The sequence below is a fragment of the Paenibacillus lycopersici genome, from assembly GCF_010119935.1.
In the GTDB taxonomy this organism is placed as follows: domain Bacteria; phylum Bacillota; class Bacilli; order Paenibacillales; family Paenibacillaceae; genus Paenibacillus_Z; species Paenibacillus_Z lycopersici.
In genome coordinates, this window is sequence record NZ_CP048209.1 from 5,205,818 (window position 1) to 5,231,729 (window position 25,912).

The 25,912-nt window shown below is 55.8% G+C and carries 25 protein-coding genes and 1 pseudogene; 4 read left to right on the forward strand and 22 right to left on the reverse strand.

Annotated features, from left to right (window positions below; all coding sequences use genetic code 11):
* Nucleotides 1-23: 23 nt before the first annotated feature.
* The 3 genes from GXP70_RS22875 to GXP70_RS22885 all read right to left on the reverse strand — a co-directional run bounded on the left by GXP70_RS22875 (nt 24) and on the right by GXP70_RS22885 (nt 3,225).
* Nucleotides 24-245 carry a helix-turn-helix domain-containing protein gene (locus tag GXP70_RS22875; RefSeq protein ID WP_090641524.1) on the reverse strand — a complete coding sequence of 74 codons (222 nt, stop codon included), beginning with the start codon at nt 243-245 and terminating at the stop codon, nt 24-26.
* 696 nt (nt 246-941) lie between these two features.
* On the reverse strand, nt 942-2,108 hold the full coding sequence (locus GXP70_RS22880; protein ID WP_162358967.1) for a stalk domain-containing protein: 1,167 nt from the start codon (nt 2,106-2,108) through the stop codon (nt 942-944).
* Between the two features lie 202 nt (nt 2,109-2,310).
* Nucleotides 2,311-3,225 (reverse strand): phytanoyl-CoA dioxygenase family protein, encoded by a 915-nt coding sequence (locus tag GXP70_RS22885; RefSeq protein WP_162358968.1) that lies wholly within the window; start codon nt 3,223-3,225, stop codon nt 2,311-2,313.
* A 173-nt stretch (nt 3,226-3,398) separates the two neighbouring features.
* Between GXP70_RS22885 and GXP70_RS22890 the strand changes: the two genes are divergently transcribed.
* Nucleotides 3,399-4,244 (forward strand): helix-turn-helix transcriptional regulator, encoded by an 846-nt coding sequence (locus GXP70_RS22890; RefSeq protein WP_162358969.1) that lies wholly within the window; start codon nt 3,399-3,401, stop codon nt 4,242-4,244.
* 126 nt (nt 4,245-4,370) lie between these two features.
* On the opposite strand, the gene GXP70_RS22895 is transcribed toward GXP70_RS22890, so the two are convergent.
* The 6 genes from GXP70_RS22895 to GXP70_RS22920 all read right to left on the reverse strand — a co-directional run bounded on the left by GXP70_RS22895 (nt 4,371) and on the right by GXP70_RS22920 (nt 11,638).
* A complete protein-coding gene (locus GXP70_RS22895) occupies nt 4,371-6,236 on the reverse strand; it encodes a YhcN/YlaJ family sporulation lipoprotein (RefSeq protein ID WP_162358970.1) in 1,866 nt (621 codons plus the stop codon).
* A gap of 117 nt (nt 6,237-6,353) precedes the next feature.
* The gene (locus GXP70_RS22900; protein ID WP_162358971.1) at nt 6,354-7,505 is read right to left on the reverse strand and encodes an ABC transporter permease; all 1,152 of its coding nucleotides are present in this window, start codon (nt 7,503-7,505) and stop codon (nt 6,354-6,356) included.
* Nucleotide 7,506: 1 nt separating this feature from the next.
* Nucleotides 7,507-8,622 (reverse strand): ABC transporter permease, encoded by a 1,116-nt coding sequence (locus GXP70_RS22905; protein ID WP_162358972.1) that lies wholly within the window; start codon nt 8,620-8,622, stop codon nt 7,507-7,509.
* A 22-nt stretch (nt 8,623-8,644) separates the two neighbouring features.
* On the reverse strand, nt 8,645-9,580 hold the full coding sequence (locus tag GXP70_RS22910; RefSeq protein WP_162358973.1) for an ABC transporter ATP-binding protein: 936 nt from the start codon (nt 9,578-9,580) through the stop codon (nt 8,645-8,647).
* A gap of 259 nt (nt 9,581-9,839) precedes the next feature.
* Entirely contained in the window at nt 9,840-10,949 is a 1,110-nt protein-coding gene (locus tag GXP70_RS22915; protein ID WP_162358974.1) for a sensor histidine kinase, read from the reverse strand.
* 23 nt (nt 10,950-10,972) lie between these two features.
* The gene (locus GXP70_RS22920; RefSeq protein WP_162358975.1) at nt 10,973-11,638 is read right to left on the reverse strand and encodes a response regulator transcription factor; all 666 of its coding nucleotides are present in this window, start codon (nt 11,636-11,638) and stop codon (nt 10,973-10,975) included.
* A gap of 224 nt (nt 11,639-11,862) precedes the next feature.
* Between GXP70_RS22920 and GXP70_RS22925 the strand changes: the two genes are divergently transcribed.
* On the forward strand, nt 11,863-12,603 hold the full coding sequence (locus tag GXP70_RS22925; protein ID WP_162358976.1) for a hypothetical protein: 741 nt from the start codon (nt 11,863-11,865) through the stop codon (nt 12,601-12,603).
* 89 nt (nt 12,604-12,692) lie between these two features.
* Here GXP70_RS22925 and GXP70_RS22930 read toward each other — a convergent pair whose 3' ends face one another.
* Nucleotides 12,693-13,457 (reverse strand): hydroxypyruvate isomerase family protein, encoded by a 765-nt coding sequence (locus tag GXP70_RS22930; protein ID WP_225442528.1) that lies wholly within the window; start codon nt 13,455-13,457, stop codon nt 12,693-12,695.
* Complete coding sequence (locus GXP70_RS22935) at nt 13,454-14,521, reverse strand: zinc-binding dehydrogenase (RefSeq protein ID WP_162358978.1); 1,068 nt, start codon at nt 14,519-14,521, stop codon at nt 13,454-13,456. The genes GXP70_RS22930 and GXP70_RS22935 overlap by 4 nt, the downstream gene beginning before the upstream one ends.
* A 147-nt stretch (nt 14,522-14,668) precedes the next feature.
* Here GXP70_RS22935 and GXP70_RS22940 point away from each other — a divergent pair, with 147 nt between their 5' ends.
* Nucleotides 14,669-15,520, forward strand: coding sequence for an AraC family transcriptional regulator (locus GXP70_RS22940; protein ID WP_162358979.1), 852 nt, complete (start codon nt 14,669-14,671; stop codon nt 15,518-15,520).
* A 4-nt stretch (nt 15,521-15,524) separates the two neighbouring features.
* Here the strand turns inward: GXP70_RS22940 and GXP70_RS22945 are convergent.
* From GXP70_RS22945 to GXP70_RS30360, 5 genes and pseudogenes are all read right to left on the reverse strand, one after another.
* A pseudogene (locus tag GXP70_RS22945) lies at nt 15,525-16,160 on the reverse strand (pyridoxamine 5'-phosphate oxidase family protein).
* Nucleotides 16,161-16,204: 44 nt separating this feature from the next.
* Complete coding sequence (locus GXP70_RS22950) at nt 16,205-16,651, reverse strand: NUDIX hydrolase (RefSeq protein WP_162358980.1); 447 nt, start codon at nt 16,649-16,651, stop codon at nt 16,205-16,207.
* A 39-nt stretch (nt 16,652-16,690) separates the two neighbouring features.
* Entirely contained in the window at nt 16,691-17,086 is a 396-nt protein-coding gene (locus tag GXP70_RS22955; protein WP_162358981.1) for a GNAT family N-acetyltransferase, read from the reverse strand.
* A gap of 63 nt (nt 17,087-17,149) precedes the next feature.
* A complete protein-coding gene (locus tag GXP70_RS22960) occupies nt 17,150-17,713 on the reverse strand; it encodes an NUDIX domain-containing protein (RefSeq protein WP_162358982.1) in 564 nt (187 codons plus the stop codon).
* 120 nt (nt 17,714-17,833) lie between these two features.
* A complete protein-coding gene (locus tag GXP70_RS30360) occupies nt 17,834-18,076 on the reverse strand; it encodes a 5' nucleotidase, NT5C type (RefSeq protein ID WP_162360632.1) in 243 nt (80 codons plus the stop codon).
* 315 nt (nt 18,077-18,391) lie between these two features.
* Between GXP70_RS30360 and GXP70_RS22970 the strand changes: the two genes are divergently transcribed.
* Nucleotides 18,392-19,303 carry a J domain-containing protein gene (locus tag GXP70_RS22970; RefSeq protein WP_162358983.1) on the forward strand — a complete coding sequence of 304 codons (912 nt, stop codon included), beginning with the start codon at nt 18,392-18,394 and terminating at the stop codon, nt 19,301-19,303.
* Nucleotides 19,304-19,437: 134 nt separating this feature from the next.
* On the opposite strand, the gene GXP70_RS22975 is transcribed toward GXP70_RS22970, so the two are convergent.
* From GXP70_RS22975 to GXP70_RS23000, 6 genes are all read right to left on the reverse strand, one after another.
* Entirely contained in the window at nt 19,438-20,004 is a 567-nt protein-coding gene (locus GXP70_RS22975) for a CYTH domain-containing protein (RefSeq protein ID WP_162358984.1), read from the reverse strand.
* A gap of 32 nt (nt 20,005-20,036) precedes the next feature.
* On the reverse strand, nt 20,037-20,444 hold the full coding sequence (locus tag GXP70_RS22980; protein ID WP_162358985.1) for a VOC family protein: 408 nt from the start codon (nt 20,442-20,444) through the stop codon (nt 20,037-20,039).
* Nucleotides 20,445-20,470: 26 nt separating this feature from the next.
* Nucleotides 20,471-21,169, reverse strand: coding sequence for an SDR family NAD(P)-dependent oxidoreductase (locus tag GXP70_RS22985; protein WP_162358986.1), 699 nt, complete (start codon nt 21,167-21,169; stop codon nt 20,471-20,473).
* Nucleotides 21,170-21,375: 206 nt separating this feature from the next.
* Nucleotides 21,376-22,461: an iron-siderophore ABC transporter substrate-binding protein gene (locus GXP70_RS22990; protein ID WP_162358987.1), complete on the reverse strand. Its 1,086-nt coding sequence runs from the start codon at nt 22,459-22,461 to the stop codon at nt 21,376-21,378.
* Nucleotides 22,462-22,565: 104 nt separating this feature from the next.
* On the reverse strand, nt 22,566-24,182 hold the full coding sequence (locus GXP70_RS22995) for an AraC family transcriptional regulator (protein ID WP_162358988.1): 1,617 nt from the start codon (nt 24,180-24,182) through the stop codon (nt 22,566-22,568).
* 205 nt (nt 24,183-24,387) lie between these two features.
* Nucleotides 24,388-25,767 carry an FAD-binding oxidoreductase gene (locus GXP70_RS23000; RefSeq protein ID WP_162360633.1) on the reverse strand — a complete coding sequence of 460 codons (1,380 nt, stop codon included), beginning with the start codon at nt 25,765-25,767 and terminating at the stop codon, nt 24,388-24,390.
* Between the last annotated feature and the right edge of the window lie 145 nt (nt 25,768-25,912).

Here is a 25,912-nt window from a genome sequence, read left to right on the forward strand (position 1 = left end):
AGCAAGGTATGCGGCGCAGGACGTCAAATTTTTAATTCCCCAAGCTTTATAAGCTCGACAACCGCTTGCGAACGACCTTTAACGTTTAATTTTTGCATAACATTAGAGATATGGTTCCGAACGGTTTTCTCGCTGATGAACAGCTGCTGAGCGATATCTCTAGTTGTCTTATCCTGTACCAGCAGCTCAAAAACCTCGCGTTCACGATGAGTTAATAAGAACTTGCTCTTCTGGTCGCTACCCATTGATGTTTGTCACCCCTCCTTGCTCGGGTTTTTATGGTTTAACAAGGTTAAGGGATACAGTCAAAGTATCATATGAAAGGGCAAATGGAGTGGTGCGGTTATCCTTAAAAATGGGCGGGTATTTGTCGTGCAGCCTATGTCCCTCGGCCATTCGGCCATCGCTTGCCGCATGCAAACAGCCATCCCGGCAAACGGGATGGCTGCAAGATTGTTGGGCACTATACACTGCTTCGAGCAAGCTCGCGGCAAACCGCGTCCTGGCACATGAACAGCTCCTGTTGCCGCCGCGCCGGCGCGGCAGGGACTGCCGGAACCGCTTCGAACCAGCCGGCTTCATGACGGCTGGTTCACGGTGCGTTCGTCGACGCAAGGAAACGGACAGGAAATCCGTTATTTGCTTCCTTAACACGTTTTTTCGTGAGCTGGCGGACAGGAAATCCGTTATATCGGCCGATTCACATGTTCTCGGTACCATCCGGGCATATTAACGGATCCTATGTCCGCGCGCTGCCCCAAAAGCCCGATTTCGCCAAAATAGCGGAACCTCTGTCCGCGAGTCTTCGAAGGGAATCCCTTTCTGTCCACTCCCTTCCACACTCTTCCTTTCCTATCCATACATGCGAAATATGCATCGTCGAGCTTTCCCGACAGCCTGACAGCCATCCCGTTCCCGGGATGGCTGCGAGCGCGCGGCGATTAGGCCTTCCAAGTCGTGCCGTCCGAAAATCTCACGGCCGTAATGCGGACGTTCTTCAGATGCGTCGTCAGCGTGTACAGGTTGAGCGTCCAGCTTGCCCCGTACTCGCCGCCGGACGAGATCGAGATATCCTGCGCGATGCCGTCCACGCGGTTCGAGCTGCCCAGCCAGACGTTGACGGGACGCTCGAAATCATCGTAACAGCTGAAGCTGATTTCGTAGGCGATAACGGTTTTTTCCGTTAAGTTCTTGACGGTGATGTTCGCCTCCGGAATGCCGATGGAGTTGTAGCTGATCGAGGCATCGGTCACTTTGAGCGGCTTGTTTTTGTTGGCCTGCAGTTCCTTCTTCAATGCGGCCTTCACCGCATCCGAGTAATCCTGGTAGATGCTGCGGATTTGATCCAAGTACCCGCCGGTACGGTAGTACGCTCTGATTTTGTCGTAATTCGGGTTCTCCTGCACGTTGTTCCCGTAATCCTTGACGCGCTTGACGACGGTGCCCATGTACACCTCGGCGCCATTGTAGCTTAGATTCTGCACCTGATATTCGGTGTACTTCACGGTGCTGCCCGCACCCAGGTCCGAAACCGATTGTTCATATTCGACGATGGCCTGCTTCTCGGTGTCGTAGAAGAAATCGACGAAGGTCACGTACAGAAAATTGGTCTTGGCTATGTTGCGGACATAATTGCCGGAAATAACGAGCGGCAAGCCATGCTGGAATTTCGTCGCGGCTTTGCCGGTCTTGATCGAAATCAATTTCGTCTTCGGGTCCGACGTTACGCTTGCGCCCAAGCAATCCGATACGAACCGCAGCGGCACCATCGTCGCGCCGTTAATGACCTGCGCCGGTACGGACATGATGACCGTAACGCCGTTCACGCTCGCCACGCGATTGCCCAGTCCCAAATTGATGATCAAGCCTTCCTTGCTGCCCTTCACGGTCTGGCTCGCTTTATCGAATGCCAACGTCAATCCGAGCTGCTTGAAAATCGGTCCTGCCGGCACGAGCGTCGTACCGTTCTGCACGACCGCCGGCTGCGGCAGCGCCAGCTTCGTGCCGTCAACGGCGATCGCGATGCCGCTTGCCTGCGCGCTTGCTGCAGCAGGAAGCTGCAGCAGGAGCAGCATGAAGCAAAGTATTGCGATGATTTTGTTCTTCAATTTCCCCCGTCTCCTTTTTGCGACAAAACTATTGTAGATTTTCCATTTTCCAGCAATTTCCGCTATCATTCTAGCACATCAAGACTATCGACTCAACTAGTTTATTAGTCTTGCAGTCCCGTCTTTCGGAGCCGAACACAAAAAAAAGGCCATCAGCCAGACAAATGTCTGACTGATGACCTTACGCTGCACTGCCAACCGGCTATCTCCGCCAGTATGCCTCATGCGCGTACCGGTACGACTCCGGCTGCTTGGGCTCGCTGATCGCGAAGGCGCCCTTCGGCTTGTAGACGTACGGCGTCTCGCCCTGCGCGTAAGCCGCCGATTTGCGGCGATCGATACAATCCAGCAGCATCTGCTGCTTCAGCGCGAGGTATTCGAGCGTATGCGGCCCGAACTCGGCCTCGATTTCGCCCGGGCGGAACTCGTAGTAGACCGTCCGGCGCAGCGGGTTGCCGTCGCCCGCGGGCGAGCCGTGCAGCACCTCGATATTGTGGAAGATGACGTCGCCCGGCTGCATCGGTACCGGGATGGCATCCTCCGTCGTAAATCCGGGCTGCCTGCAGCGCTCGTCGGACGCTTCCTTGGTCCACTTGTTGCTGCCGGGAATGACCCACAGGCATGTTTTCAAATCCGCCTCGTCCAGGTAGAAGTCTACGTTGAAGATCGGCCGGGGGTCCGTGCAGCCGTCCGGCACGGCCGCGTCGCGGTGCCAAGGCACGATGACGCCTTCGTCCGGCGCCTTCAGCACCATCGAATCCCATGTCGGGATCAGGTTGCGTCCCTGAAGCTTCTCGACGGAGCGAAGAATGAACGGATGACCGAGCAGCGCCTTCATCGGGTCGCTCTTCGCGATGACGTATTCGATGCGGCGCAAGATTTGTTGGCCTGATTTCACACCGACGCCGTACAAATAATCCGGATCGTCGTCGACGCCGGCGGCGCCCTTGTCATAGAGCTGCTGCATTTCGTCCCGCACCAGCTTCAATTCCTCGCCCACGATGACATTCCGAATGACCAGAAAACCGTTATCCAAGAAATACTGCGCTTGTTCGTCAGTAATCGCATCCTGCGTTCGTGCATCTACGACCGGAATATCCACATCGGCCAATCCCATAACCATCGCTCCCATACGTGTAATGTATGCCTTTACATGTTCAAGTATAAGCGGGCACAGGCTACATGTATGTAGTTGAAAGTAACAAAGAGGTTGCCGAAATCACAATCCTGTGCGATGGTTAGGCTAATCAGGACGATTGGCATAACGTTCTATGCGAAAGGGTGAAGCCGATGAGTCAGGTCATTCACATTCCGCTGCCGGATCACGCGGCGAATTCGTATTTTCATCCGCCGTACATTACGCTCGCGCATCTGTTTCACGCACCTCAGCTCTGGGGGGTTGCAAGCCGTCAGCTGTCCAGCTACCAGTTCCAATACGTTGTGGAGGGGGCAGCCGAATACGTGATCGAAGGCCGTACAATCATGACGCGGCGGGGCGATTTGATCTATCACTCGCCGTCACAGGTTCACGAGGTGCGGACGTTTCCGGACGAGAAGTACATCTGCATCTCCATCCTGTTCGATTTCGGCGAGATCCTCTATCCCGTCGAACGGCTGCTCGGGCAGGATCGTTATCTCGGCAACTTCGCCGGCCATGCGGTCGAGAAGCTGCTGACGCAGCTCATTACGCACCATCACCAGCCAGGCTTGGCGCATCACGCCATGTGCCAAGGTCTGCTCATGCAGATCATCGGCGAAATCGCCGGCTGGAAGCAGGACCAGGAACATACGACGCCGGGACAGCAGAAAATCAAAACGAAAATGGTGCTGATTCGCAACTACATCGCCGAGAACTTCGACCGCGGCCTCAAGCACCGGGAGCTTGAAGAGCTGGCGGGCCTCAGCCGCAACTACATCATCGTCAAATTCCGCAATACGTTCGGCATGACGCCGTTCGAATATTTGACGCGCGTACGAATCGAACGCGCCAAAGAGCTCGGCATTCAGACGAAGATGTCGATCGGCGAAATCGCCAATCGCGTCGGGTATGCGGACGTGCATACGTTCGGCCGTATGTTCAAGCAGAAGATGGGCTCCAGCTTCAGCGAATTTTGCTCATCGATGGTGACGGATTGAAGCAGCGCCGACGGTGCGGTCCGGCAAGATAAAGAACGGGCAGCGAATTCACGGCATCGGCCATGAATCAGCTGCCCATTATTGGTTCATCTTAACGAATAGAGGCCGATCTCGTTCCTGAACGCCTCAGCTGCGGGCGCGCACCGGGAAGATCCGGTCCACCATCGCATTGAACTCGGCGATGTAAGGCTGTATCGTGTTGCCTTTCTTGACATCGGCCGTGTAAGAAGCCATACGATCCATGAACTCGGGATCGGCCGAGATATAGACGTTCTTGATTTGCGGCGACATTTGCTTGATGAGGCGGTCGATTTCGGCCTTCAGCGCCGTCGGCACGTCACTGTTGGCAGTCGAAGGATTCACCGCGTACGGCATAATGCCTCTCGACAGATCCGTCGTGCTTCTGGACAGATTCGTCGTGCTTCTGGACAGATTCGTCATTCCGCTGCCGTACATGCCGGTCGTTCCGCTGCCGTACATGCCGGTCGTTCCTGTGTCGAAGGTGCCATAAGCGCCTCTGCCCGCATTATGCGTCACGCCGGCCCTGCCTGTAAGCAGATCGGCCGTATCTTCGGACAGATTGCGTACGCCGCGCGCAATATCATGGCCGACATTCGCCGTGCCGCGAGCCAGGTCGGTTCCGGCGTTGCCGGTGCCGCGGAGAACATCCGTACCGACATTCGCCGTACCGCGCGCTACGTCGGTGCCGACGTTAGCGGTACCGCGAAGAATATCGCTGCCCACATTCGCCGTACCGCGCGCTACGTTGGTTCCGACGTTCGCCGTACCGCGAAGAATATCGCTGCCCACATTCGCCGTGCCGCGTGCAACGTCGGTACCTACGTTCCCCGTACCGCGCGCCAGATCGGAGCCGACATTGCCGGTGCCGCGGAGGATGTCGCTTCCTACGTTGGCCGTTCCGTGCAGGATGTCGCTTCCGATGTTCGCCGTGCCGCGAAGGATATCGGAGCCAACGTTGGCGGTGCCGCGAAGAAGGTTCGAGCCTGCGTTCGCCGTACCGCGCGCAATATCGGTGCCGGCATTGCTCATGCCGCGGTACAGATCACGGCCGGCATTCGACGTTCCGGTTGTATTCGAGTACATGTTCGTGCCGTTAAACGACAAGTCGCGGGACGTATTCGTCAAGCCGCGGGAGGTATCTCTCGAGAGATACATCATGCCGTTCGAACGATGAGCCGTCATGTTGTTCATATTGCGGCTCAGCAAATGGTTCGTCGACTGGCTGAGCGACATGTTCCGCATGCCGTTCGAAACGTTGTGGAACGAGCTGCTGCTTCTGCCGTCCGCCAAGCGGGTTTTCCCGGCATTCATCGACTTGCCGTGCATCGACTTGGCGTGCAGCGATTTGCCGTTGATCGCTTTCGCAGGCAGCGATTTGGCATGCAGCGAATTCTCGTTCAACGACTTCGCGCGAATGATGCCTGCGCCCGAGACGGATCGCTTCAGGCGCATGTTCGGCGTCGCGATCGAGCTTGCCCGCGTGCCTTTGCTCTTGCTCGTAAAAGCATGCGAATTAGAGGACTTCATAGAATAAGGACGCATATGAGCTTGCTGCGTACGGCTGATCGTCGTCGGCGAGTAATAGCTCAACGCATTGGTGCCGTGCCCGGCTTTCTTCAAGGATAGCGCGACGTAGGCGTTGTCGTCGGTCAGCATCACGTGCGCATCGCCTACGCCGTCCAGTTGGGAAATCCGGTCCGACATCGACTGGCTCGTCTCCATCCGGTAATTCTTATGGAGGCCTACCAGATTGTTGCTGTTCAGCCGATGACCGTCCGCCCGGTTCATTTCGTTCATCTGATCATTGGCGAACCGGGTATTCAAAATCCGATTGCCGTTCATGTCGTACTTGACGCTGTTGCCGCGAATGTTACGATTGCCCAGCTCGCCGTGTTTCTCCATACAGCCAGCCAGCATCGTTGACAACATCGCTCCGGCTGCAAGCACTGAAACCCACTTTCGCTGCTGCATCCTCTCATCCTCCGTTTTCATCATCTGAGCTTAGTTGCTGCCCAGATGTAGCGTTAGCCGAACGACGAGAGGCTATGCTGGCAACTTTTTAGCTGGAATGCGCCCCATTCCCTGCCCTTACACGAAATTGCGCGTATCGTTGCTGCGTCCGAACCGATATACGGCAATCAGGAAGAATACGGCCGCGAATGCAAGCAGGATGGCGAAATGCAGCCCGATCTGCTGCAACCCGCTGCCCGACTGCAGCTTGTCGATCGCTTGCAGCACCCAACGCTGCGGCAGGAAGTCGGCGATGCGCTGCACCGCTTCAGGCATGATCGAAATCGGGAAGAAGCAGCCGGCCACAAGGCAGGTCGGCGTCACGACCAGATTGAGCATGGCGCCGGCAGCGCCGGAGCTCTTCGCGAACGACACGACGGCGAGCGACAGACTGACCGCCACGAGCGCGAAGAGCGCGAGCAGGCCGGCCATCGTCCCGAACGGAATGCCGGCATCCAGATGAAACACGGCGCGCATCACGAACAACGCGACGGCGATCTGAGCGACCATGACGATCAGATTGACGATAATATTGGAGAGCACGTACACGTTCGCCGAAATCGGCGAAGCAATGATGCGGAAGTACGTGCGGTTCTCCCGATGCCTCAAGATCAGCTCCGACAAGTTGCCTGCCGACGTCAGCATGAACATAAGCAGAAATCCGATCGATTGGGACGACATCATTTTAGCGGCCGAATGATCGTTGAACGACTCCGTAGTCAGTTTGAACGCCGACCCGGCGTACCGTTCGTACATGTCGTTGAATTTGGCTTGATCTCCGGCCGATAGCTTCGCCATCGCGCCGACGTTGCCGATGTAGCTGTTCAGCATGGATTTGAAGTAGGCGGTTACGGAGGCGCCCTTAACCGATTGAATCGCGATATGCTCCGGCTTGCCGGACATGACGCTCTCGGAATAGCCTTCCTCCAGGATGAGGCCGGTATCCAGCTTGCCGGCCGACAGCTGCGTTCTCAATTCGCTCTCCGTCACGAACGAGAGCTTCATATGTCCCATGCTGCGGACGAACTGCACGGTATCCGCCGCTGCCCGCGCCTGACCGTCGCCGTTGACGATGCCGACGCGCAGATCCGCCTGCGAGGGCGAGCCGTAGAGGAAGGTCGCCAATAGAATGCCACCGATCGGCAGACCGAAAAATATTAACAGATTGGAGCGGTTGCGGAAAAGCCGCAGCAGCGTCGAAGCCACGAGAAAACGAATTTCCTGCCACATGTCACAAGCCCTCCTTATTCCGGCGAACGCGGACCGTCGCGGCCAGCAGCAGCAGCGCCGTGCCCAAATAAAGCCCTATCGCCGGCCAAGCGGCCGCGATGTTCCCGCCGTAGATAATGTCCGTTAACGCGCCGTTCCCCCATCGCAGCGGGGACAGCCAGGCGACCACGCCCATGATGCCGCCATTCGCCACCGGAAAATAAGCCCCGCCGATGAAAGAGGCGAGCTGAATCACGAGCATCACCAATCCCCGGCCGCCGCCGCCCTTGACGATCTCGTTCGCGGCAATCCCCAGGCTGGTCGCCATAATCACCTCGCATACCAAGACGGCGATAACGACAGGCAGATGCGAGCCCCAGTACGCTTTGAAGGCCCATTTGCTGAAGAATACGATGGCAAGAATGCATAGCAGATTGGCAACGACATTGCCCGCGATTTTGCCTATATAGATATCCAAGCGCCGAATCGGCGCGGAGAGCAGCCGGATGCCCGTGCCGCGGACAATCTCCGAGCGGAGCAGCCCGCCCGCCGACATGGCCCCCCATAAGCCGATCATGACGGTCATCGACACGGCGTAATAATCCATTGCGCCCGGTGTGCGGTCCGGCACGACGGACTGCTCCTTGATATAGTCCGAATCATTGTCGTCGAAGAGAAGCCGCATGTTCGCCGGGTTGCCGCCCTGTGCAGCCGCCGCAGCCGCGTTATATTTATCCGTGAAGGCGCTCAGCATTCCTTGTACGATATTGCTCTCGATGGTGCCGATGCTGCTGCCGAACAGCGATACGCCCGTGTCTTTCACTTCGACGTAGGCCGTATAGCGGTCGTCTTCCACGGCCTTGCGCCCGTCCTCGCCCGTCTCCAGCGCATCGAAGGTCATTCCCAGCTCGCCGAGCTGCTTCTGGAATGCCTCATACGACTGCTTCAACTGGCCGCTGCTCGTGTCGCTTACCAGCACATGAATGGCGTCCACCTTCAGTTCGCTGCTGAACGCGTTCGTCAGCGTAATACCGAGCACGAGCATGAGCACGAGCGGAAACGCCAGCAAAAATACGAGCGTGCGGAAATCCCGAAAATGCTGTTTGATTTCCTTCAGGGTGATCAGCCAAGCTGTCATCCGAAGCCCTCCTCTCCCATCGTTAATCTCTCAAATTGCGGCCCGTCAGCGTCAGGAACACCGTCTCCAGGTTCGGCTCCCGCTCCTCGACCGAGCGGATCTCCGCCTCCTCGGCCATCAGCTGCTTCAGGATGCGGCTCAAATTATCGACGGACGCGGCGCTGCGGATATGAATGACGTTTTCTTCCTGGCGGACCTGGTGTACGCCCGGCAAGCTTCTTAACCGCTCGCCCTCGCCGCCATTCGAATACTTCAGCTCGATGACGATGTCCTTGGCATCCGTCACGGAAGCGGTCAGCTGCTCCTTCGTGCCTTCCGCGATGATTTTGCCATGGTCCACGATGGCGATGCGCGAGCAGATTTCCTCGACCTCTTCCATGTAGTGGCTCGTATAGATGATCGTGCAGCCCGATTCGTTCAACTGGCGGACCGAGGACAATATATAATTGCGCGACTGGGGATCGATGCCGACCGTCGGTTCGTCCATAATGATCAGCTTCGGCTTATGCGCGATCGCGCAGGCGATATTAAGGCGCCGCTTCATGCCGCCGGAGAAGTTCTTCGGGAAGCTCTTCGCCTTGTCGGCGAGCCCGACGAACGCCAGCGCTTCCTCCGTCCGTTCCTTCAGCAGCGCGCCCCGCAGTCCGTACAGGCCGGCAAAGAAGCTGACATTCTCGTAGGCGGTCATATCCTCATAGATGGCAATGTCCTGCGGAACGATGCCCAAGCTTTGCTTGGCGAACCGGCTTTGCTTCCGGATGTCCCGGCCCAGAATGCTGATCGTTCCTTCCGTCGGCAGGAGCAGCGAGCAAATCATATGAATGGTCGTGCTTTTGCCCGCTCCGTTCGCGCCCAGGAACCCGAAGATCTCGCCCTGCCCCACGCTTAACGACATATTGTCGACGGCGACGAAATCGCCGAACTTCTTGGTCAACCCGCGTATTTCCAATACATGCACATGGCTCACTCGCTTTCTGTAGTAGTGTCTCCATCCCTATTGGCCTCATTATAGAAAAAAGAGATGCCCTTATGTCAGTGCATAAGTTCATCTCTCTTCCATGGGAAATCTCATAGGGGATGGATGGGGATCTCACGGCACCCCGCATGGAACGGCGTGAGAATCGCATGACGGCGATGCGGCGGGGCCGCCAGCCGTCGCTATGCGTAGGGCGCCAGTCTTCGATGCGGCAGGCCGCGTCGTTCATGCAGGTAGATCGCTAGCCCGCGCTGCGCGGCAGCAGCATCGTCACGACGAAGCCGTGCTCGCCGTCGGCGGTCACCGTCCCGTTCACGGCGGCGGCCCGTTCCTCCATGCCGATAAGCCCCATCCCCTTCACGACTTTGGCCGCCCCTTGGCCATTGTCGGACACGACGGCCTTCACGAACCGGTTGAGCACCCGGACTTCCACGTGCACGGCGGATGCCCGCGCGTATTTGGCCGCGTTCGTCAGCGCCTCCATGACGTTCTCGTGGATGATTTTCCATTGCAGCGGCGTGACCGCCTCCATATCGCCATCATGGACAGCCGTCGTCAGCAAGCCCGACTGCTTGCCGAACGCTTCGACCGCCGAGCGCAGCCGGCCGAATCCGAGCTGTTCCACGGGCGGCTTCAAGTCCTTCAACGTGCGGCGGATTTGCTCGATGCCTGCCTTGGAAATCGCGATCGCGTTGTTCAACAGCGTCTCCGCGCCGTCCGGATCGCGGCGGATCGTCAACCGCGCCGCCTCCATCTGGATTAAGCCGCCCGTAATGGCATGTCCGATCCCGTCATGGATCTCCTGCGCGACCCGGTTGCGCTCCTCCAGCTTGGCGAGATATTCGCTCGCCTGGGCGAATCCGGCCCGATCGTTCAACTGTCTGCCCAGCTGCTGCAGCTGCTTGCGCGCCCGCGCCAGCTCATCCTCTTGCAGCTGCAGCCGCTCGATATAGCGCCGGACGAGCCCGTAATTGAAGAAACCGAGGACGGCGATGAAGCCGTAATGGACAAGCAGCGTATGCGGCAGGAACGGCATCGGCAGCAGCGCGAGCACGGCCATGATTCGGCGACTGGCGGTGAAGAAGGACGCAAGCTCGAGGATGGCGAGCGGCAGGAGCAGCAGAAATTCAGGCTTCGCATAGCCTCCGCACAGCACCAGATAAGCCAGGATCAACACGAGCAGCCCCTGCTTCGCAAGCTTGCGCTTCACGATATGGAGGAGCAAATTCATGGCCGCGTACAGCAGGAAGTAAAGCACAAGCAGCCGGGAACCGGCCGGCTGCGCGAAATACGCGAGCGCGATGACGTACAGCCATAGGATCGTTTTGTTGCCGATCGTCCATAATTCCACGGCGACGGGCCTCCTCTTCTAGACTAGCGGGTTCTGCCCGTCAAATAGTAGATGGCGATCTGGGTCCGGTGCTCCAGCCCGGTTTTGTTCAGAATCGAAGTAATGTAATTGGCCGTCGTGCCTTCGGATATGAACAGTTCCTTGGAAATCTCCCGGTTGGAGTAGCCCTTGGCGATCAGCGCCATGACCTCGGCTTCGCGTTCCGTAAACCGGCCGAGGTCGATCGGGCTGCCCGGCGTCCCGCGATCCGCGGCGGCTTCGGCAGGCGCCGGAGCGCCGATCGCGCCTTTGAGCTTATCGAGAATGATGTCCTGCAGCACGTTGTTGCCATAATAGACGCTCTTGATCGCGTCGCGGATGCGCTCGGGCTCGTTGTTTTTGAGCAGGTACCCTTTCGCCCCGCAGCGGATCGCCTCCAGGATATATTCATCGTCGTCGAAGGTCGTCAAGATCAGCGGCTTCGCGGAGGTATGCGCCGTGATCTGCCGCGTCGCCTCGACGCCGTTCATGACCGGCATCCGCACGTCCAGCAGCGCCACGTCGACGTCATGCGTCTTGCAGTACTCGACCGCCTGCTGCCCGTCTTCGACGGCGGCAAGCACCTCGAACTCTCCGAACGTATGGAGGATAATGCGCATGCCTTCGCGGATAAACGAGTTGTCGTCCGCGATCAATACTTTGATCTTCATGCCGGCCTCACTCCTTTGCTGCTCTTAGTGTACCTTAATCTGGCGGATACAGGGAAGTTCCGGGCGGCGGCCGGTTGGCAAACGCGAGCAACGCTTGGGAATGGCGTCGGGTATAGGCAAGTGTCGCGGATGAGCGCAGGCTGGCATACACTATTCCATCTCATGCCTAATCGGAGGACAATCAGATGATCGATCCTTATCCAAATAACGGGTGGCAGCGCTCTATGTTGGGCAGCCTCCTTGGCGGCGGATTCTCCAAAGGCGGCCTTCTTGGCGGGGGGCTTGGCGGGAGCCTTCTCGGCGGCGGATTCCCGAAAGGCGGCCTCCTCTCCGGCAGCCTTCTCGGCGGCGGTTTGTCCAAAGGCGGCCTCTTCTCCGGCGGCCTTCTCGGCAACGGCTTCCCGAAAAAAGGTCAATTTCCGGGTTGGGGCTTCAACGGCGGCGGGTTCCCTGGCGGGGGCTTCAATGGCGGCGGGTTCCCTGGCGGGGGCTTCAATGGCGGCGGGTTCCCCGGCGGGGGCTTCAACGGCGGCGGGTTCCCCGGCGGGGGCTTCAATGGCGGCGGGTTCCCCGGCGGGGGCTTCAACGGCGGCGGGTTCCCTGGCGGGGGCTTCAACGGCGGCGGGTTCCCTGGCGGGGGCTTCAACGGCGGCGGGTTCCCCGGTGGGGGCTTCAACGGCGGCGGGTTCCCCGGCGGGGGCTTCAACGGCGGCGGGTTCCCTGGCGGGGGCTTCAACGGCGGCGGGTTCCCTGGCGGGGGCTTCAACGGCGGCGGGTTCCCTGGCGGAGGCTTCAACGGCGGCGGGTTCCCTGGCGGAGGCTTCAATGGCGGTGGTTTTCCCGGTGGGGGATTTAACGGCGGCGGGTTCCCCGGTGGGGGCTTCAACGGCGGCGGGTTCCCTGGCGGAGGCTTCAACGGCGGCGGGTTTCCCGGTGGGGGATTTAACGGCGGCGGGTTCCAGTAGACGCCAACTATATGCAAAAAGACGGCAGCTCCGGACGTTTCCCGCGTCCAAAGCTGCCGTCTGCCTTCGCAGTATTTGCTCTCTGTTCCCTACTCGGCATACTCCTTCAGAAAGGCCGTCAATCCTTCGTCGACGCCCTGCAGCGGCATATACTCCAGCCCGATGAAGCCCGTATAGCCCGCCTCCTTGATGGCCGCCAGCACGTTGCGGTAATTGATCTCGCCCGTGCCGATCTCGTGCCGTCCGGGATGGTCGGCGATGTGGAAGTAGCCGATCCGCCCGATGTTCGCCCGAATCGTCGAAATCAAATTCCCTTCGGATATTTGCTGGTGATACACGTCGTAGAGCACTTTGACGTTGCTGCTGCCGACGTTGTCGATGATTTCGAACGCTTCGTCGGAACGCACCAAATAATAGCCCCGGTGATCGACCAGGTCGTTCAGCGGCTCTAAGACGAGCGTGATCCCCGCTTCTTCCAAGTACGGCGCTGCCGCGCGCAAGCCTTCGACAATGCTGTCGTGCTGTTCTTGACGCGGGACGCCTTCGCGGGCGTTGCCGACCGTCGCGATCAAGAACCGGCAATCGACCTGCTTCGCCGCGGCAATGCTCTCCCGCAAGCCTGCAAGGAATAAGTCGCGCGACGCCGGATTCACCAGGTCGCTGTTCTTCGTACAGAACGAGCCGACCTGAATGCCCAACCGCTCCGTCAGCGCCTTCAGCCCGTTTAAATCCCTGCCGCCCCAGCCCCAGAATTCGATCGACGTATAGCCGAGCTCCCGGCACCGTTCCACTTGCTGCTCGAACGAGAGACCCGACTTGCCGAACACGGCATCCAGCGATGGCGAGAATATCATTGCGTGCATCCCTCTCCTGTCAACGAGACGCCAAGCTTGATGCTGGCTTCCGGTTTCTGATCCACATACGTCTCGTACGCTTCCGCGGATTGCTCGAACGGCACGACGGGATTGATGATTTCTTCGCAGTTGATTTTGCCTGCGGCCAGCATGTCCCAGCATGCTTCGCGAATCCGTTTAAAATCCCAGCGCGGATGATCCGGATTCGGTTCGCTGCACGCGCGCGAGAATACGATCTTGGCATTGTTGAAGTGAGCTTCGCGCCCCCAGTCCATGCCGCCCTTGAACGCGCGCGCCCAGCCGACGAACGCGATCGTGCCGCCGTATGCCAAGCCCCGCAGCGCATGCTGCAGCGCGAATTCGTTCGCGCTCGTCTCGATGACGACATCGACGCCCAGTTTATCCGTGTCCTGCTTCAGCAGCAGACCGACGTCGTCGGTCGTCGGATCATAGCAGACGTCCGCCCCGGCGCGCATCGCCACTTGGCGGCGCTTCTCGATCGGGTCGACGACGGCGACGTACGACGCGCCGGCAAGCCGCGCCATCTGGGCTGCGAGCTGGCCAAGGGCGCCAAGGCCGAATACAGCGACGCGGTCGCCGATCCGAACGCCGGCGTCGCGGATGCCGGAGAGCGCGAAATGCGCCGGATCGTAGCAGACCGCGCTCTTCCAGGACATGCCGTTCGGCATGCGCAGCAGATGATCCGGGTGCGTCACGACGGTTTCCCGGATGCCGGAGTAACCGCACACACGATCGCCGACCGCAAAGTTCCGCACGTCGGCACCGACCTCGGTAATAATGCCGACATATTGATTGCCCAGATTCCACTCGCCGAATAACACCTGCGGTTCGGCTGCGGCGCGAGGCAGGAACGCATGCCAGGCATCGTCATAGTAATCGTTCACGAACGGACTTACGCCGCGGAAATCGGCCAGCTCGGAGCCGTGCTTCGGAGAGGCGTATTCGACGCGCACTCTCACTTGATCGGGGCGAAGCGCCCCGTTGTCTTCATAGGGCAGCAGAGCCGCTTTTCGCGGCGCGATCGCAATCAATTGATTAGGCATGATTTCAGCACCTTCTCTTCCTAGGATAAGTTGGCGGTTCAACACCCCTATTGTACGACCCGGCTGATGAAATCGCTATGAATTGCTGTGCGTATTTGTTGCACGGATGTGGTTTGTTTGGTAGAGTCGAACTAGGAGGCGATTGTTGTGCGGAGAGAACAGTTCCATATACCATCGTTGGTTTCCGATCTGGATTTGTATTATTGCGGGATCGAGGAGGTCATTCAACATTTTACCTGCGGCCCTGCAATTCGGGATAACTGCTTGATTCATTACATCATCAAGGGCAGCGGGTTCTTCGAATGCAGAGGGATCCGGCATCCGGTCAAGGAGGGCGAAATCTTCGCGATCTTCCCGGGCGAGCTCACCTATTACGAGACGGATCCCGACAATCCGTGGACGTTCTGCTGGCTCGGCTTCGGCGGACGACGGACGAAGGAAATGCTGCAGCGGGCCGGCATCTCGATGGACGAACCGGTGCGATTCATCCGCGAGGGCGCCGACATCCCCGGTTATATCGGCACGATGCTGGACACGCTGGAAGCTTATCCGAGCCGCGATTTGCCCGCATCCAAGATCCACGGCGCCTTGTACAATATTTTCGCCGTCATGGAGACGTCCCATCTGGCGTCGCGACCGCAATTCCCCGCAAGAACGGAAACGGCGGATTATGTCGGCAAAGCGCTTCGCTTCATCGAAACGCATTACCAGAGCCCGATTTCGATCAAGAACATCGCCGATTACGTCGGTCTGGAACGAACGTATTTCACGAAGCAGTTCACCAAAGCGACGGGCGAATCGCCTCAGCGGTTCCTGATCAAATACCGAATCGATCAAGCGCAGCGCCTGCTCGCGACGACGGACATGACGGTCGGGCAGGTCGGTAAGAGCGTCGGCATCCAGGAACTCGCCTATTTCTCGCGCTTGTACAAGAAAGTCGTCGGCGTCGCGCCGAAGCAGCACGGCCAGAGCATCCAGCTGCGGGCGAATACCGTTTAGGGGATCAATACAACCGATTGGTGTAGCCGTCTTCCAGCCGGGCAGCGATGGTTTCTGCCGTCATGCCGGAGAGCTTGGCATGCTCCGATAGTATTTTCGAGGCAGATGGTACTGTTGCGGGTCATGAGCCCGGATTCCATAGCTTTGAACGCAGAAACGCTTTCGCGCAATGCAAGAAACATTCCGCTGCCTTAACAAGAATACCGACAATCGGAGGGCGGTCATTGACGGCCATCGGTCTCAGCAGCTTTTCGTCTTTCGTTACAAACGCACGTCCGTTCACCCGGAGCGTTTCACCCAGGCCAGGAATGATAAATAAGAGTCCAATTTGTGGATTCGTAATGATGTTGCGTAATGAATCGATCCTTTTGTTGCCTGGCCGTTCGGGAATGATTAAATGACGGTCATCCATCACGTGAACAAATCCAGGATGATCGCCTCTGGGCGAAGCGTCGCATCTACCGCTCGCGTCGGAGGTAGAAATAATAAGAAAAGGGGATTTTGCAATAAACGCACGGCAATGCGTATCCACGTTAGCAATGACTTTGTGTTGAACAAGGTCGCTGGAGTAACCAATCAGCGAGCGCAGCTCGGCTTCGCTGCCGATAATTTCACTCATTTCCAAATCATCTGCATGCAATATAGATCACCTTCTCCTTGAAATCTAATGGATCGCATCGCAAGCTACTTTTTAAATTGCCGATTAAATACCGATTCAGCGATTTCCAATAGTTCAAGCCTGAACCCGTCTCCTTCTATTCTCGTGATGAGTTGTCGAGCCGTTTCGAAATTCATCGTTACTCTCCCGGTAGTCTCGAAGCCTTCGGGCATGGGCTCATAATGCCTTACTCTTGCCATAACGAAAACCGTATACGTATCCGTCCTCTCCCAATACCAGGCAGCAATCGGAACTCGTACACATTCTAGAATTAGCCCCGCCTCTTCGATTGTCTCCCGGTTTAATGCCGTATCGAGATCCTCATTCGCTTCAATTCTCCCGCCAACTGTCGTGAGCGCCTTCTCGTTCTTATCCCATGCCATGATAATGGAGCCATCCTCAGTGATGGGTATGCTATGGATACCGGCAATTTTCTTATCCGTCGGATAAACACCATGCAGCGGACGCAGCATTTCGCACCTCCAATTTCGATTTCGTCATGCGTAAGCCGTTTATTCAACCGGAAATTCAATCTCGAAAAAGGGATATTCGGGCTGAGGGCAAGGGTCCCCCTTTAAGCCGAGCCTTTCATAAAATACAACCGCCTTAGGACTCGCCTGCCATTGCAGCCATCGCACGCCGCCAGCTTGTGACCAATCTCGGATGGATTCGAATAACTTGCGCCCTATACCTTTCATTCTCATATTCTCATCGACAATTAAATCGTGAAAACGAGCCGTCTTGAATCCTGTCCTCAAGTGAGGACCATAATCTTGAACCCAGGCATAACCAACAAGCTTTGAATGGAACAAGGCAATCGCTATATGATGGTCGTTTGCCTCAATGAGCTGAGAGACCCTATTGAAAAAAGCATATTCCTCGTCCGACCGGGATAAAGAAACTCCCATAGTATAGCGAGATGCTGCTGCTGAGCTCTACAAACCACCAAGCTTTCCACTAACATTCACTCCTTAATTCAGAGTAACGATTTCAGGGTGCCTTTCAATCAATAGTTCCAAGAGTAAGAGATGCGGGAAAGGTTCCAGCAATAAATCCGGCGGTAGTTCTTCCTTCATAACCGCTTTTCCGCCTGATTCCAGATATTGACCGAGTGTCATTCGACGGGAATTTATTTTCCGGATATTGCCGGGGCTAAGGATTAAGATCCCCTTCGTTTCCATAGCGGGGACAGGAGCTTCATCGGCGCTTGCTAAGAAAACAGGGGTAATGAGTTGGCTATCCGGACGCTTCGCAACTAGGATCGGTGCATGATCTTCCTCCATCCATCCGCCAGGTACTAAATCCGGATCGTCGGAAGCCTCGTACCAATAGGTAACAGGCGGCGTTACCGGTTTAATTGCAAGAGAGGATTCCTCAGATACCTCTCTCATCGCACACTGCCAACCCGTTTCTCCATCCTCTCGATGGCCGCCCAGCCGCACGACTCCCAAAGTAGTTCCGGACTTGGTCGGCCCTACCTGGAACAGAAAATAGCCGTCAATATTCACATAAGCGCCTGCAGTAATGATCTTCAACCTCAAATGAACCTCCGCTCCGTTTGTTCCTGGACTGCTTTATAAATCGTTAGAATTGCGCTCAGCGGTTTTTCTACTGTCATGCTATCCTCGTAAACCTTCAACTATCTCGGCCCAGCACTATAATAGGTTCGTTGCAACTTCTTCCCAACTATTCACCCTTGCAAGCTCGGTTTCTGCCTTCTTATTGTAGGGATTTGTGAATAATAGCCCATGACCTTTAAATGGTTTGATATTCCTTACGCTATCATCAATTAGATAATCAGCATGTATTAAACTTTTATTACCGCAAAAGTAGTTATATAAGATGTCCCCCGCAATCGGATTAGCGCGAAGATGTTCTGCGAGGGTTTCGGTCGTAATGTTCTGATGATATTCTCATCGCCTCTCAGCAATCCAAAAAAGCGCTGCCCGAGCTGCAAAACTTAACAATCCATCCCAATCCCTCGTAATCGCTTCCATATAAAGGTATTCGATGATGTCATAAAGCAATCCTGCTCGCTAGCCGCTTTACATCTCATCTATTCATTGGAGTAAAGCTGTTCCAGTCGGAGCAGCTTTTTGCTATGATTAGGCAGAGTTCAGTACACATGTAGGAAATAACGGTACGTTAGGTGAAGAGTTATTATAGTTAACTGGTCCTATACGAACCTAATAGAAAGTGAAGGTAGACTCGCTATGGATGAACGGAAGAAAGCTTACGAGCTGCTCGGCCTGCCTGAAGGCGCGTCGAAAGAAGAAGTCGAGAATCGGTATTTCCTATTGATCCGCCGCGAGCGTGCAAGCCGTCAACGCGTTGAAGCGGAACAGATAGACGAGCAGCCCTTTAATCCGGAAGAGATCAACAAGGCGTACAAAACGATTTTGGAATATGACGAGAAGAAGACGATGGCGCGGTACGACGCCGCCACTTACGGTAAATTCAAGGGGATGGCGGGCTTCGCCCAGAAGGTAGACCATTTCTTCAACTATTATAAATTGCATATGTTCGTCGTCATTGGGCTGATTCTCGCTATCACTTTCGCCACTATGGGATTCATCGATCACCGCCATAAAGCGGCTGAGCTGGCCAAGCTTCCGCCGATCGATGTAAGCGTCTCCTTCTTCGGCGATTTTACGAGCATGGACGGCAACAAACTCGATATTGACTTAAAGCCGACGGAAGCGGATATCTTGTCGAACTTCCCGCAGTGGAAGCGGGTCCAGGTCTTCTTCACCTACTTGAATATGGAAATGGATAAACAGGGGGACTCCGAGTTTCTTCAGCGGAGCACGATCGATTTGGCGATGAACCAGCCGGACGTTTATATTTTTGATAAAGCAAGCTTCGCCAGGCTGGCCTCGGTAGGCGCCCTGCTTCCGCTCGACGGCGCTAATGCCTCTAAGCTGGGGCCGGGTCTCAAGCCGGAGCTGGAGCTGAAATCGAAGACGGTAGAAGACCCCGAGGAACATGTCTACGGCGTCGACATCTCCGCCAGCCCGCTCCTTGAGGGACTTCCCCTCGTCGGCAATGCGTACATTGCGGGGATCAGCGCCTTCCCCGACCGGCTGGATAACGCGTTTATGTTCGTTAAAAAATATTTGGACTAACGGGGAACACAAGTGGTCAGCGCAGCCGTATGCTTGCTATACGCGGCTGCGCTTCTTCGCGTGAAGCCGAACGCGTTGGGGCTGCACGATGCGTTCTTGCACTTCGCATATGGTGCGGCCTTCTCGTCGTCGGATCAGCAGCCTTGTTCCTTCCGCTCCTCGATTGCTTGAAAATAATCTTCGTTTGAGCCAGTTAGTTTTCCAACCAGATAGGGTGCAAGGGCACACATGACTACATCGGGAATGCTCTCCCCGTTAATAGCTTCAATTTCAATGATATCACCCAAGCCTTCAACTTGATCCAGATGAATGTATAGATTATGGAACGTTAAACGGGTTCTGATTTTTGAAATACATACATAGGGGACCCCCGAGCGTTGCAGCGCTTCGACTAGAGTACGATCAGCAGGACGTATGAATTCGAACGTAATATCGCTTCCTTCGGAGTGCCGGTCATAGAGATAAATACCGAAAGGCTCCCCATTCACAAGTCGAAATTTTATTCTTCTGGTATCTTCTCCGGACAGCTGACTCGGCAATCGAAAGAGATAATCCGTCTGGTGAACGCCCGACAACTGAAGAACGGCACCTAGCCCCATCAGCATCCTTTCGATTTCATCCAGCCGCTTGCACAGCCCTTTATAGGCTCTGTTCAACTTCACGATTCCGTCGTGTTTTTCGAAAGAAATTCGTTCATCCATGAGCAGATCCTTCCGGAATACGTTTATCCCAATCAAGCATGTTCTGCTGCAGGCTTATCTTTATCATCAGACGGATTAAATTGCAGGACTCCCCACAGATTGCCTTCCGTATCATAGAATTTGAGCACCCATGCGAATCCGCCGTCTTCATACAGTTGAATCGGCGTACCCAAGCGGGTCAAGTTGCTATAGAGCTCGTGGATCCGGGTCGTACGGAACAATAACACAGGGAAATCCGTTCCATTCACAGTAAACTGCGCATACGTCAAATCGTCGTTCGTCTGCCATAGCATAAGGAGCGGACCGTCCGGCAAGGCAAGGAATGCAATACGGTCTCCGTCGCGGCTGCTTAATCGAAACCCCAGCTGTTCGGTATACCACGAGATTGCCCGATCCATTTGCTTCACGGGAATTTGAACATGCTCAAGTGATGTAAGCATAAATTTTCACCTCCGCAAATTCTCTATTACCACCCTTTTACAACTTTTCCGTGCTCGAATCGTTCGAATAAGAAGGTTAATATTCGATCCGCTGCATAACCCGTACCGGCTAACTTGATTTTATCCGCATGTTCATCGGTTATTACCGACTCTTCGTACATCCGCGTATCCGTCGCCCCGGGCCTAACGCCCATTATTTTAACGTCGCTTTGCTCTACCGCGATTGATTTTACAAAAGTTTCGAGCCCGGCTTTCGAAGTAGAGTAACAGCTTAACATCGGTTTCAGATTAAAGGACAAGCCGGAAGAAATATTCATGACGCGCTTGTCGGCCTTGAACGGAGCCGTATGCTTCATGAAGCTCGACGTTAAGACCATCGGCGCAAGTAAGTTAATGTTCATATGAGCGATGATCTCATTGGGATCGCTGCGGCTAATAATATCGACCGGTTGAACCACTGCCGCATTATTAATCAAATAAATAGACTCTGCGACTGCACCATCAATTTGCCGGATCATGCGTTTCATTAAATCGTCGAGCTCGCTAACATGCATCAGATCGGCAGCAAAGTAATCCATCGGTATATTCTTGGATGCTGCAAGCGAAAGCAAATCATGATTTATCTCTCTTGAAATGCAAAATAAATGGTGGCCTGTTGACATAAGCTTCTCGGATAACGCTCTTCCAATGCCTCGTGACGCGCCGGTTACTATGATATATTTCACCTAACCCCCTCCACTCTCTTCATGATAGAACAAATGTTCCCATTTGTAAATAATTCCAATATAGTTTTTTGGAATTATTTAAGCAAGCCATACTGCTGTCCGATACACGCAAAGAGCCTGCGGAAAGCCTTGCATACACAAGGTTTCTCGCAGACTCTTCGGTTAGTAATGCATGTTATTCCATCCTGTTCCGGGAGCTCGGCGACTTATTTCGTTCCGGTCAACGCCTGAACGACATCGTCGATTTTCAGGCCGTCGGCGATCGGGCCGTTCAGCGCCCAATGACGGGCGGATACCTTATACGCCTGCCCCTTCTCAACAGCGGGAATCTTCTTCCATACGTTCAGTTTCTCGACTTCGGACGAAGCGGCGACATCCTTCTGGAAATCCGTTTCGGCCGCCATCGAGGCTCCGTAATCCATGAACAAGTAATCGGCGGTCAAATCCGGGAGCTTCTCCAGCGAGAGCATCGTTCCTCCCCAATCGTCCGTGGTGTTTTTCTTGAATTCCAGCACCTTTGGATCCGGCGACAGCCCCAGATCGTTGTAAAGCGCGGACGTCCAAGCATATTCCGGAAAATCCAGTTCCACTTGCTTCGTTCCGGGACGAATGAAAGCTACGGTTTTGTCTTCTCCGATGGCTTGTACGATAGCAGCCTTCGCCTGCTTCACTTTGTCCTGGTAAGCCTGAAGCACGGCTTGGGCTTGCTCCTCCTTTCCCAGCGCTTTGCCGATTTCGACGATCCCCGTCTGCCAATTATCCCGGACAAAGGCGATCGTAGGGGCAATCTTGCTAAGCTCCTCGTATCCATTCTCGTCGGTCATGTACGTGTTCATGATGATCAGATCCGGTTTGGCCGCCAGGATCGCCTCGAAATTAATATCGAAGGAGCTGTTGATCGGAATGTTCTTTTCTTTGATTTGCGCGTCCAGATAGTAACCATCCGTGCTGAAAGCCTGAACGAGAGGCACGTCGAGCGATAACAGCATGTCCTCCATTCCGATCGAGACGATGCGCGCCGGGGCGGCCGGAACCGTCGTTTCCCCGTAATCGTGCTTGATCTTCACCGGCACCGGAGCCGGTTCTTTCTCGGTATCGGCGGGCGCCGGCTGAGCAGCTTGTTCGGCATCGGGAGCAGAAGTCCCCGAAGAGGCGTTATCGCCTCCGTTCTTTGTACATCCGCCAAGCACGAGCGCAAGCGCCAGCACGGCTATGAGAAGCAAGGCGGCATTCATCCGATGCTGCCGCGGACCTTTCTTGGAATACCTGTCATTTAAGCTTTGACGATGCATAACTGCGCCTCCTGATATTGATAATCATTATCACCGAAATCAAGTATAGCGGAGTTATGCCGATCTGTATATCCACGATTGTGGGGAAATGTTCTTGAACCGCCTCACAAAAATAGATGGGCGGCGCCGTCGAGCAGACGCTCCTGATAAAACGCGGAATGTTCGATCCACGGATGGACCCAGGCCGAGTGCCCCCGCAGCGAATGAACGGCTTGCTCCCGCACCTGCTTCAGCCCGCGCCAGTTCTTATCGGCCTGCAGCTTCTCCCAGAACGCTTGGGAACGTACATCTCCGTTCACGCTGACGACGAAACGGCCGGCGTCGCATTCGGACAATCGTTCCAGCTCGATCGGCTTGTACCAGTCGACCCCTTCCGCCAGCGCGGCCGGCGCCAGTCCAAGATCGTCGTACAGCACCGACATCGCCTTGCATCCCCAGATTTGCAGTTCGTCCCCGGCAACCTTGAGCACAAGCACCTTGTCGTCCCGTACGAATCTCGAAATTCGCTCCCGAACGGATGCCGCTTTCCATTCATAACGTTCCAGCCACATCTCCGCGTCCTCCGCCATACCGAGAAAATCGCCCACCATGCGCAGATGACTCCGCCAATCCGTCTTCATCCAGGGGAGCAGCAGAACGGGCGCGATCTCGCCGAGCCTGTCCGCTTCCTCGCGCGAGATCGTGCTGTCCAGCCCTATGATGCAGTCGGGACGCGCCCGCCTCAGCGCGCTGCGGTTGAACTCGTAATCATGACCAAGAGGCACCGTCACGTCTCCTCCGTATTTGCGGCTGAACTCGTCGGTCCAGTAATGGTCGATCGGGGCCGCATGCGGAATGACGTTCAGCGGCAGCAGCTGCCCGAACACAGGCCAGCTGTAGGCCGCGACTTTGCGGCGCCGGTTACGAAGATAGACGGCCGGCGTGATTTCGACTTCCTTCTTGAAGACCGTCCGGAAATAAGCTTCGCTCCGGAATCCGACCCGGCCGGCGATCTCCGCGATCGGCAGGCTGCTTTCCAGCATAAGCCGTTTTGCCTGAAGAAGCCTTACTTCCGTTATATATTCGATGATGCTTTTGCCGTAACGCTCCTTGAAGCTGCGCATCAGGTGATACCGATTGACGCCCGACAGCTCCGCCAGCTCTTCGATGGAGAGCTCCTCGCCGTAGCGGCGATCGATAGCTTCTTTGACGAGATCGGGCGCGTCCGCGTCGGGACGTTCCCGTTTCTCGGCAATCCCTGCAAGCAATTCGTGGAATACCGCCTGAGCGCGCATCCGTTCGGCAGTATCGAACCGCTCCCAGTACCGATGCATCGTCTCTCCCATGCGGACGGCGGAAGCCAGTCGATACTCCCGGGTTCCGGATTCGCATCCCGCCTTCCCGTTCGGGTCTGTCTCTGCCGTCCTTCTATCCCAATAGCCCCGTTCATAATCGACTATATACATGGTTTGTTCCGCTTTCGAAGGTCCGCCCGTCTCGATCCATTGCCCCGGAATGCAGACGACGACCGATCCGGGTACGACGGCGATCCGCACGCCGTCTACGACAACCCGGCATGTATCGTCGGCACATACGATAAGCCGGTGCCGCTCGATACGTTCTCGCTCGAATTTCCACTCATCCCCGTCGAAGACGACCTTCTCGATTCGTAGCAGCTTAAACCAAAGGCTGTCCAAGAGGTTCTCGCCAATACGGTTCATCTCATTCTGATTGTCGGACACGTGCAATGCCCCCCTCTTTCTTACACGACTAGCTTATCGTAATTGAAAATCATTCTCATTGTCAACTTAACGATCTTGCGATCAGGCAAGCGACCTTGCCTCATGCATTCGATTGCTGCTTGATGACAGCAATAAGACCGGATTGCGCGTATGCCAACCCGGTCCTTTTCCTGCTATATCCTTCAGCTGTAACGAGGCTGTCCGTTCATTTCCTGGCCTGTTTCCCCACGGGGATACTCTGGGCAAAACGAAACACATTATGAGGATCGTATTTTCGTTTCACCTGCTTCAATCTGCCGAAGTTGACGCTGTAGTACGCCTTGGGCCAGTTCTTGATCTGCAAATCGGGAAAGTTCACATAATCCCCGTGCACAAAGGGACGCAGCGCTTGGCGGAATCTGCTCACCCACCGAATATTCCGCTGCTGCTCCCCGTTGTTCCTCCAGCGGGCCGACAGCTCGTAGACGGTCTCGGCCTTCCGATGAGGATAGGCCGTTGCGGTAGGCGATACGCGGCTCACCGCGCTTCCTGCGCCGCCTAAGCTTTGACTCCACACGCTGGCATGCTTGTTGGGCGCTTTGGAGAGAAAGTCGCGTATGACTCGTACGCCTCGGCGAGGCAGAGGTTGAAACCCGTAAGCCCCGGTTATTTTAAACTTCGGTTCCAAATTCAGATCCGATTCGGCGAAAAACCGGGTCGCTTCAATGAAAGGCACCGTCTTCACCATCACCTTCATCGGCGTGCCTGTCCGCAAGAGCGGTTGAATCAATCGGCGGAGCTCCCGCGCGCCGCCCAGTAATTGCCCGGTCGATAGAATCGCTCCCACCTGTTTGGCAGCCACTTCAATGGTTGAGGTTAAGCGGTTCGTGACAGACGGGGCCCAGCGCTGCCATACCGGCAACACCTTCGCCAAATCATCGAATTTCCAGCTGACGCTGTATATCGAAACCTTTGAAATGGGTCTTACCCGAAACGTATAGGCCGTAGCAACGCCGAAGCTTCCTCCCCCGCCGCCTCGCGATGCCCACAACAGATCGGCATGCTTCCTCCTGTTCGCCACGATTGCCTTGGCCCCGTACCGCCCCGAGGCTACGACCATCTTCACTTGTTTCAAGTTATCGCATGTAAGGCCGTATTTGCGGGACAGCAGGCCAATGCCGCCTCCCAAGGTCAGCCCGGCTACGCCTACGTCGGGCGCAGTCCCGGCCGGAAGCGCCACGCGCTTATCCCACAGCTTCTTGTACACGCGGGCAAGCGGATTGCCCGTCTGTACGAGGGCCACCATCCTTTTCCGGTCAACCTTAACCTTATTCATCTCGCTTACATCGATGATGATACCGCCATTTACAGCCGAGAAGCCTTCATAGCTGTGCCGTCCGCTGCGCACCCGCATCCGCACGCCCCGCTCGCGGGCCCATTTGACGGCATTGATCACATCCTGGGTTCGTTGGCAGAACACAATGACCTTGGGAAATTTGGAAAAGCGCCGATTATACTCCATTCTGGCCGCGTTATAGGTTGGATTGCCCGGAAAAACGATCCTTCCGGTTAATCGTGTACCTGTCTTTCTCCGGTTGTGCGCCATCCGCTGTGCACCGTCCCTATTCATGATAGAAGCCTTGCCCATCAGCTTATTACTATGTAGGGACACCTGACTTAGTAACGGCAGCCGCCTTACCCGCTCAAATATTTCGGTATCGCTTAGGATACGATTCTCTGCATCGTAGCGA

What these genes read in the sequence shown, in the direction of transcription:
- GXP70_RS22920 (WP_162358975.1), bottom strand. Translation starts at nt 11,638, where the DNA reads ATGAAGATCAAAGTATTGATCGCGGACGACAACTCGTTTATCCGCGAA.
- GXP70_RS22900 (WP_162358971.1), bottom strand. Translation starts at nt 7,505, where the DNA reads ATGTGGCAGGAAATTCGTTTTCTCGTGGCTTCGACGCTGCTGCGGCTT.
- GXP70_RS22875 (WP_090641524.1), bottom strand. Translation starts at nt 245, where the DNA reads ATGGGTAGCGACCAGAAGAGCAAGTTCTTATTAACTCATCGTGAACGC.
- GXP70_RS22990 (WP_162358987.1), bottom strand. Translation starts at nt 22,461, where the DNA reads ATGCATCGTCAAAGCTTAAATGACAGGTATTCCAAGAAAGGTCCGCGG.
- GXP70_RS22980 (WP_162358985.1), bottom strand. Translation starts at nt 20,444, where the DNA reads ATGCTTACATCACTTGAGCATGTTCAAATTCCCGTGAAGCAAATGGAT.
- GXP70_RS22975 (WP_162358984.1), bottom strand. Translation starts at nt 20,004, where the DNA reads ATGGATGAACGAATTTCTTTCGAAAAACACGACGGAATCGTGAAGTTG.
- GXP70_RS23000 (WP_162360633.1), bottom strand. Translation starts at nt 25,767, where the DNA reads ATGGCGCACAACCGGAGAAAGACAGGTACACGATTAACCGGAAGGATC.
- GXP70_RS22895 (WP_162358970.1), bottom strand. Translation starts at nt 6,236, where the DNA reads ATGCAGCAGCGAAAGTGGGTTTCAGTGCTTGCAGCCGGAGCGATGTTG.
- GXP70_RS22885 (WP_162358968.1), bottom strand. Translation starts at nt 3,225, where the DNA reads ATGGGATTGGCCGATGTGGATATTCCGGTCGTAGATGCACGAACGCAG.
- GXP70_RS22905 (WP_162358972.1), bottom strand. Translation starts at nt 8,622, where the DNA reads ATGACAGCTTGGCTGATCACCCTGAAGGAAATCAAACAGCATTTTCGG.
- GXP70_RS22970 (WP_162358983.1), top strand. Translation starts at nt 18,392, where the DNA reads ATGGATGAACGGAAGAAAGCTTACGAGCTGCTCGGCCTGCCTGAAGGC.
- GXP70_RS22955 (WP_162358981.1), bottom strand. Translation starts at nt 17,086, where the DNA reads ATGGGAGTTTCTTTATCCCGGTCGGACGAGGAATATGCTTTTTTCAAT.
- GXP70_RS22930 (WP_225442528.1), bottom strand. Translation starts at nt 13,457, where the DNA reads ATGATATTCTCGCCATCGCTGGATGCCGTGTTCGGCAAGTCGGGTCTC.
- GXP70_RS22935 (WP_162358978.1), bottom strand. Translation starts at nt 14,521, where the DNA reads ATGCCTAATCAATTGATTGCGATCGCGCCGCGAAAAGCGGCTCTGCTG.
- GXP70_RS22890 (WP_162358969.1), top strand. Translation starts at nt 3,399, where the DNA reads ATGAGTCAGGTCATTCACATTCCGCTGCCGGATCACGCGGCGAATTCG.
- GXP70_RS22925 (WP_162358976.1), top strand. Translation starts at nt 11,863, where the DNA reads ATGTTGGGCAGCCTCCTTGGCGGCGGATTCTCCAAAGGCGGCCTTCTT.
- GXP70_RS22950 (WP_162358980.1), bottom strand. Translation starts at nt 16,651, where the DNA reads ATGCTGCGTCCGCTGCATGGTGTTTATCCGACGGATAAGAAAATTGCC.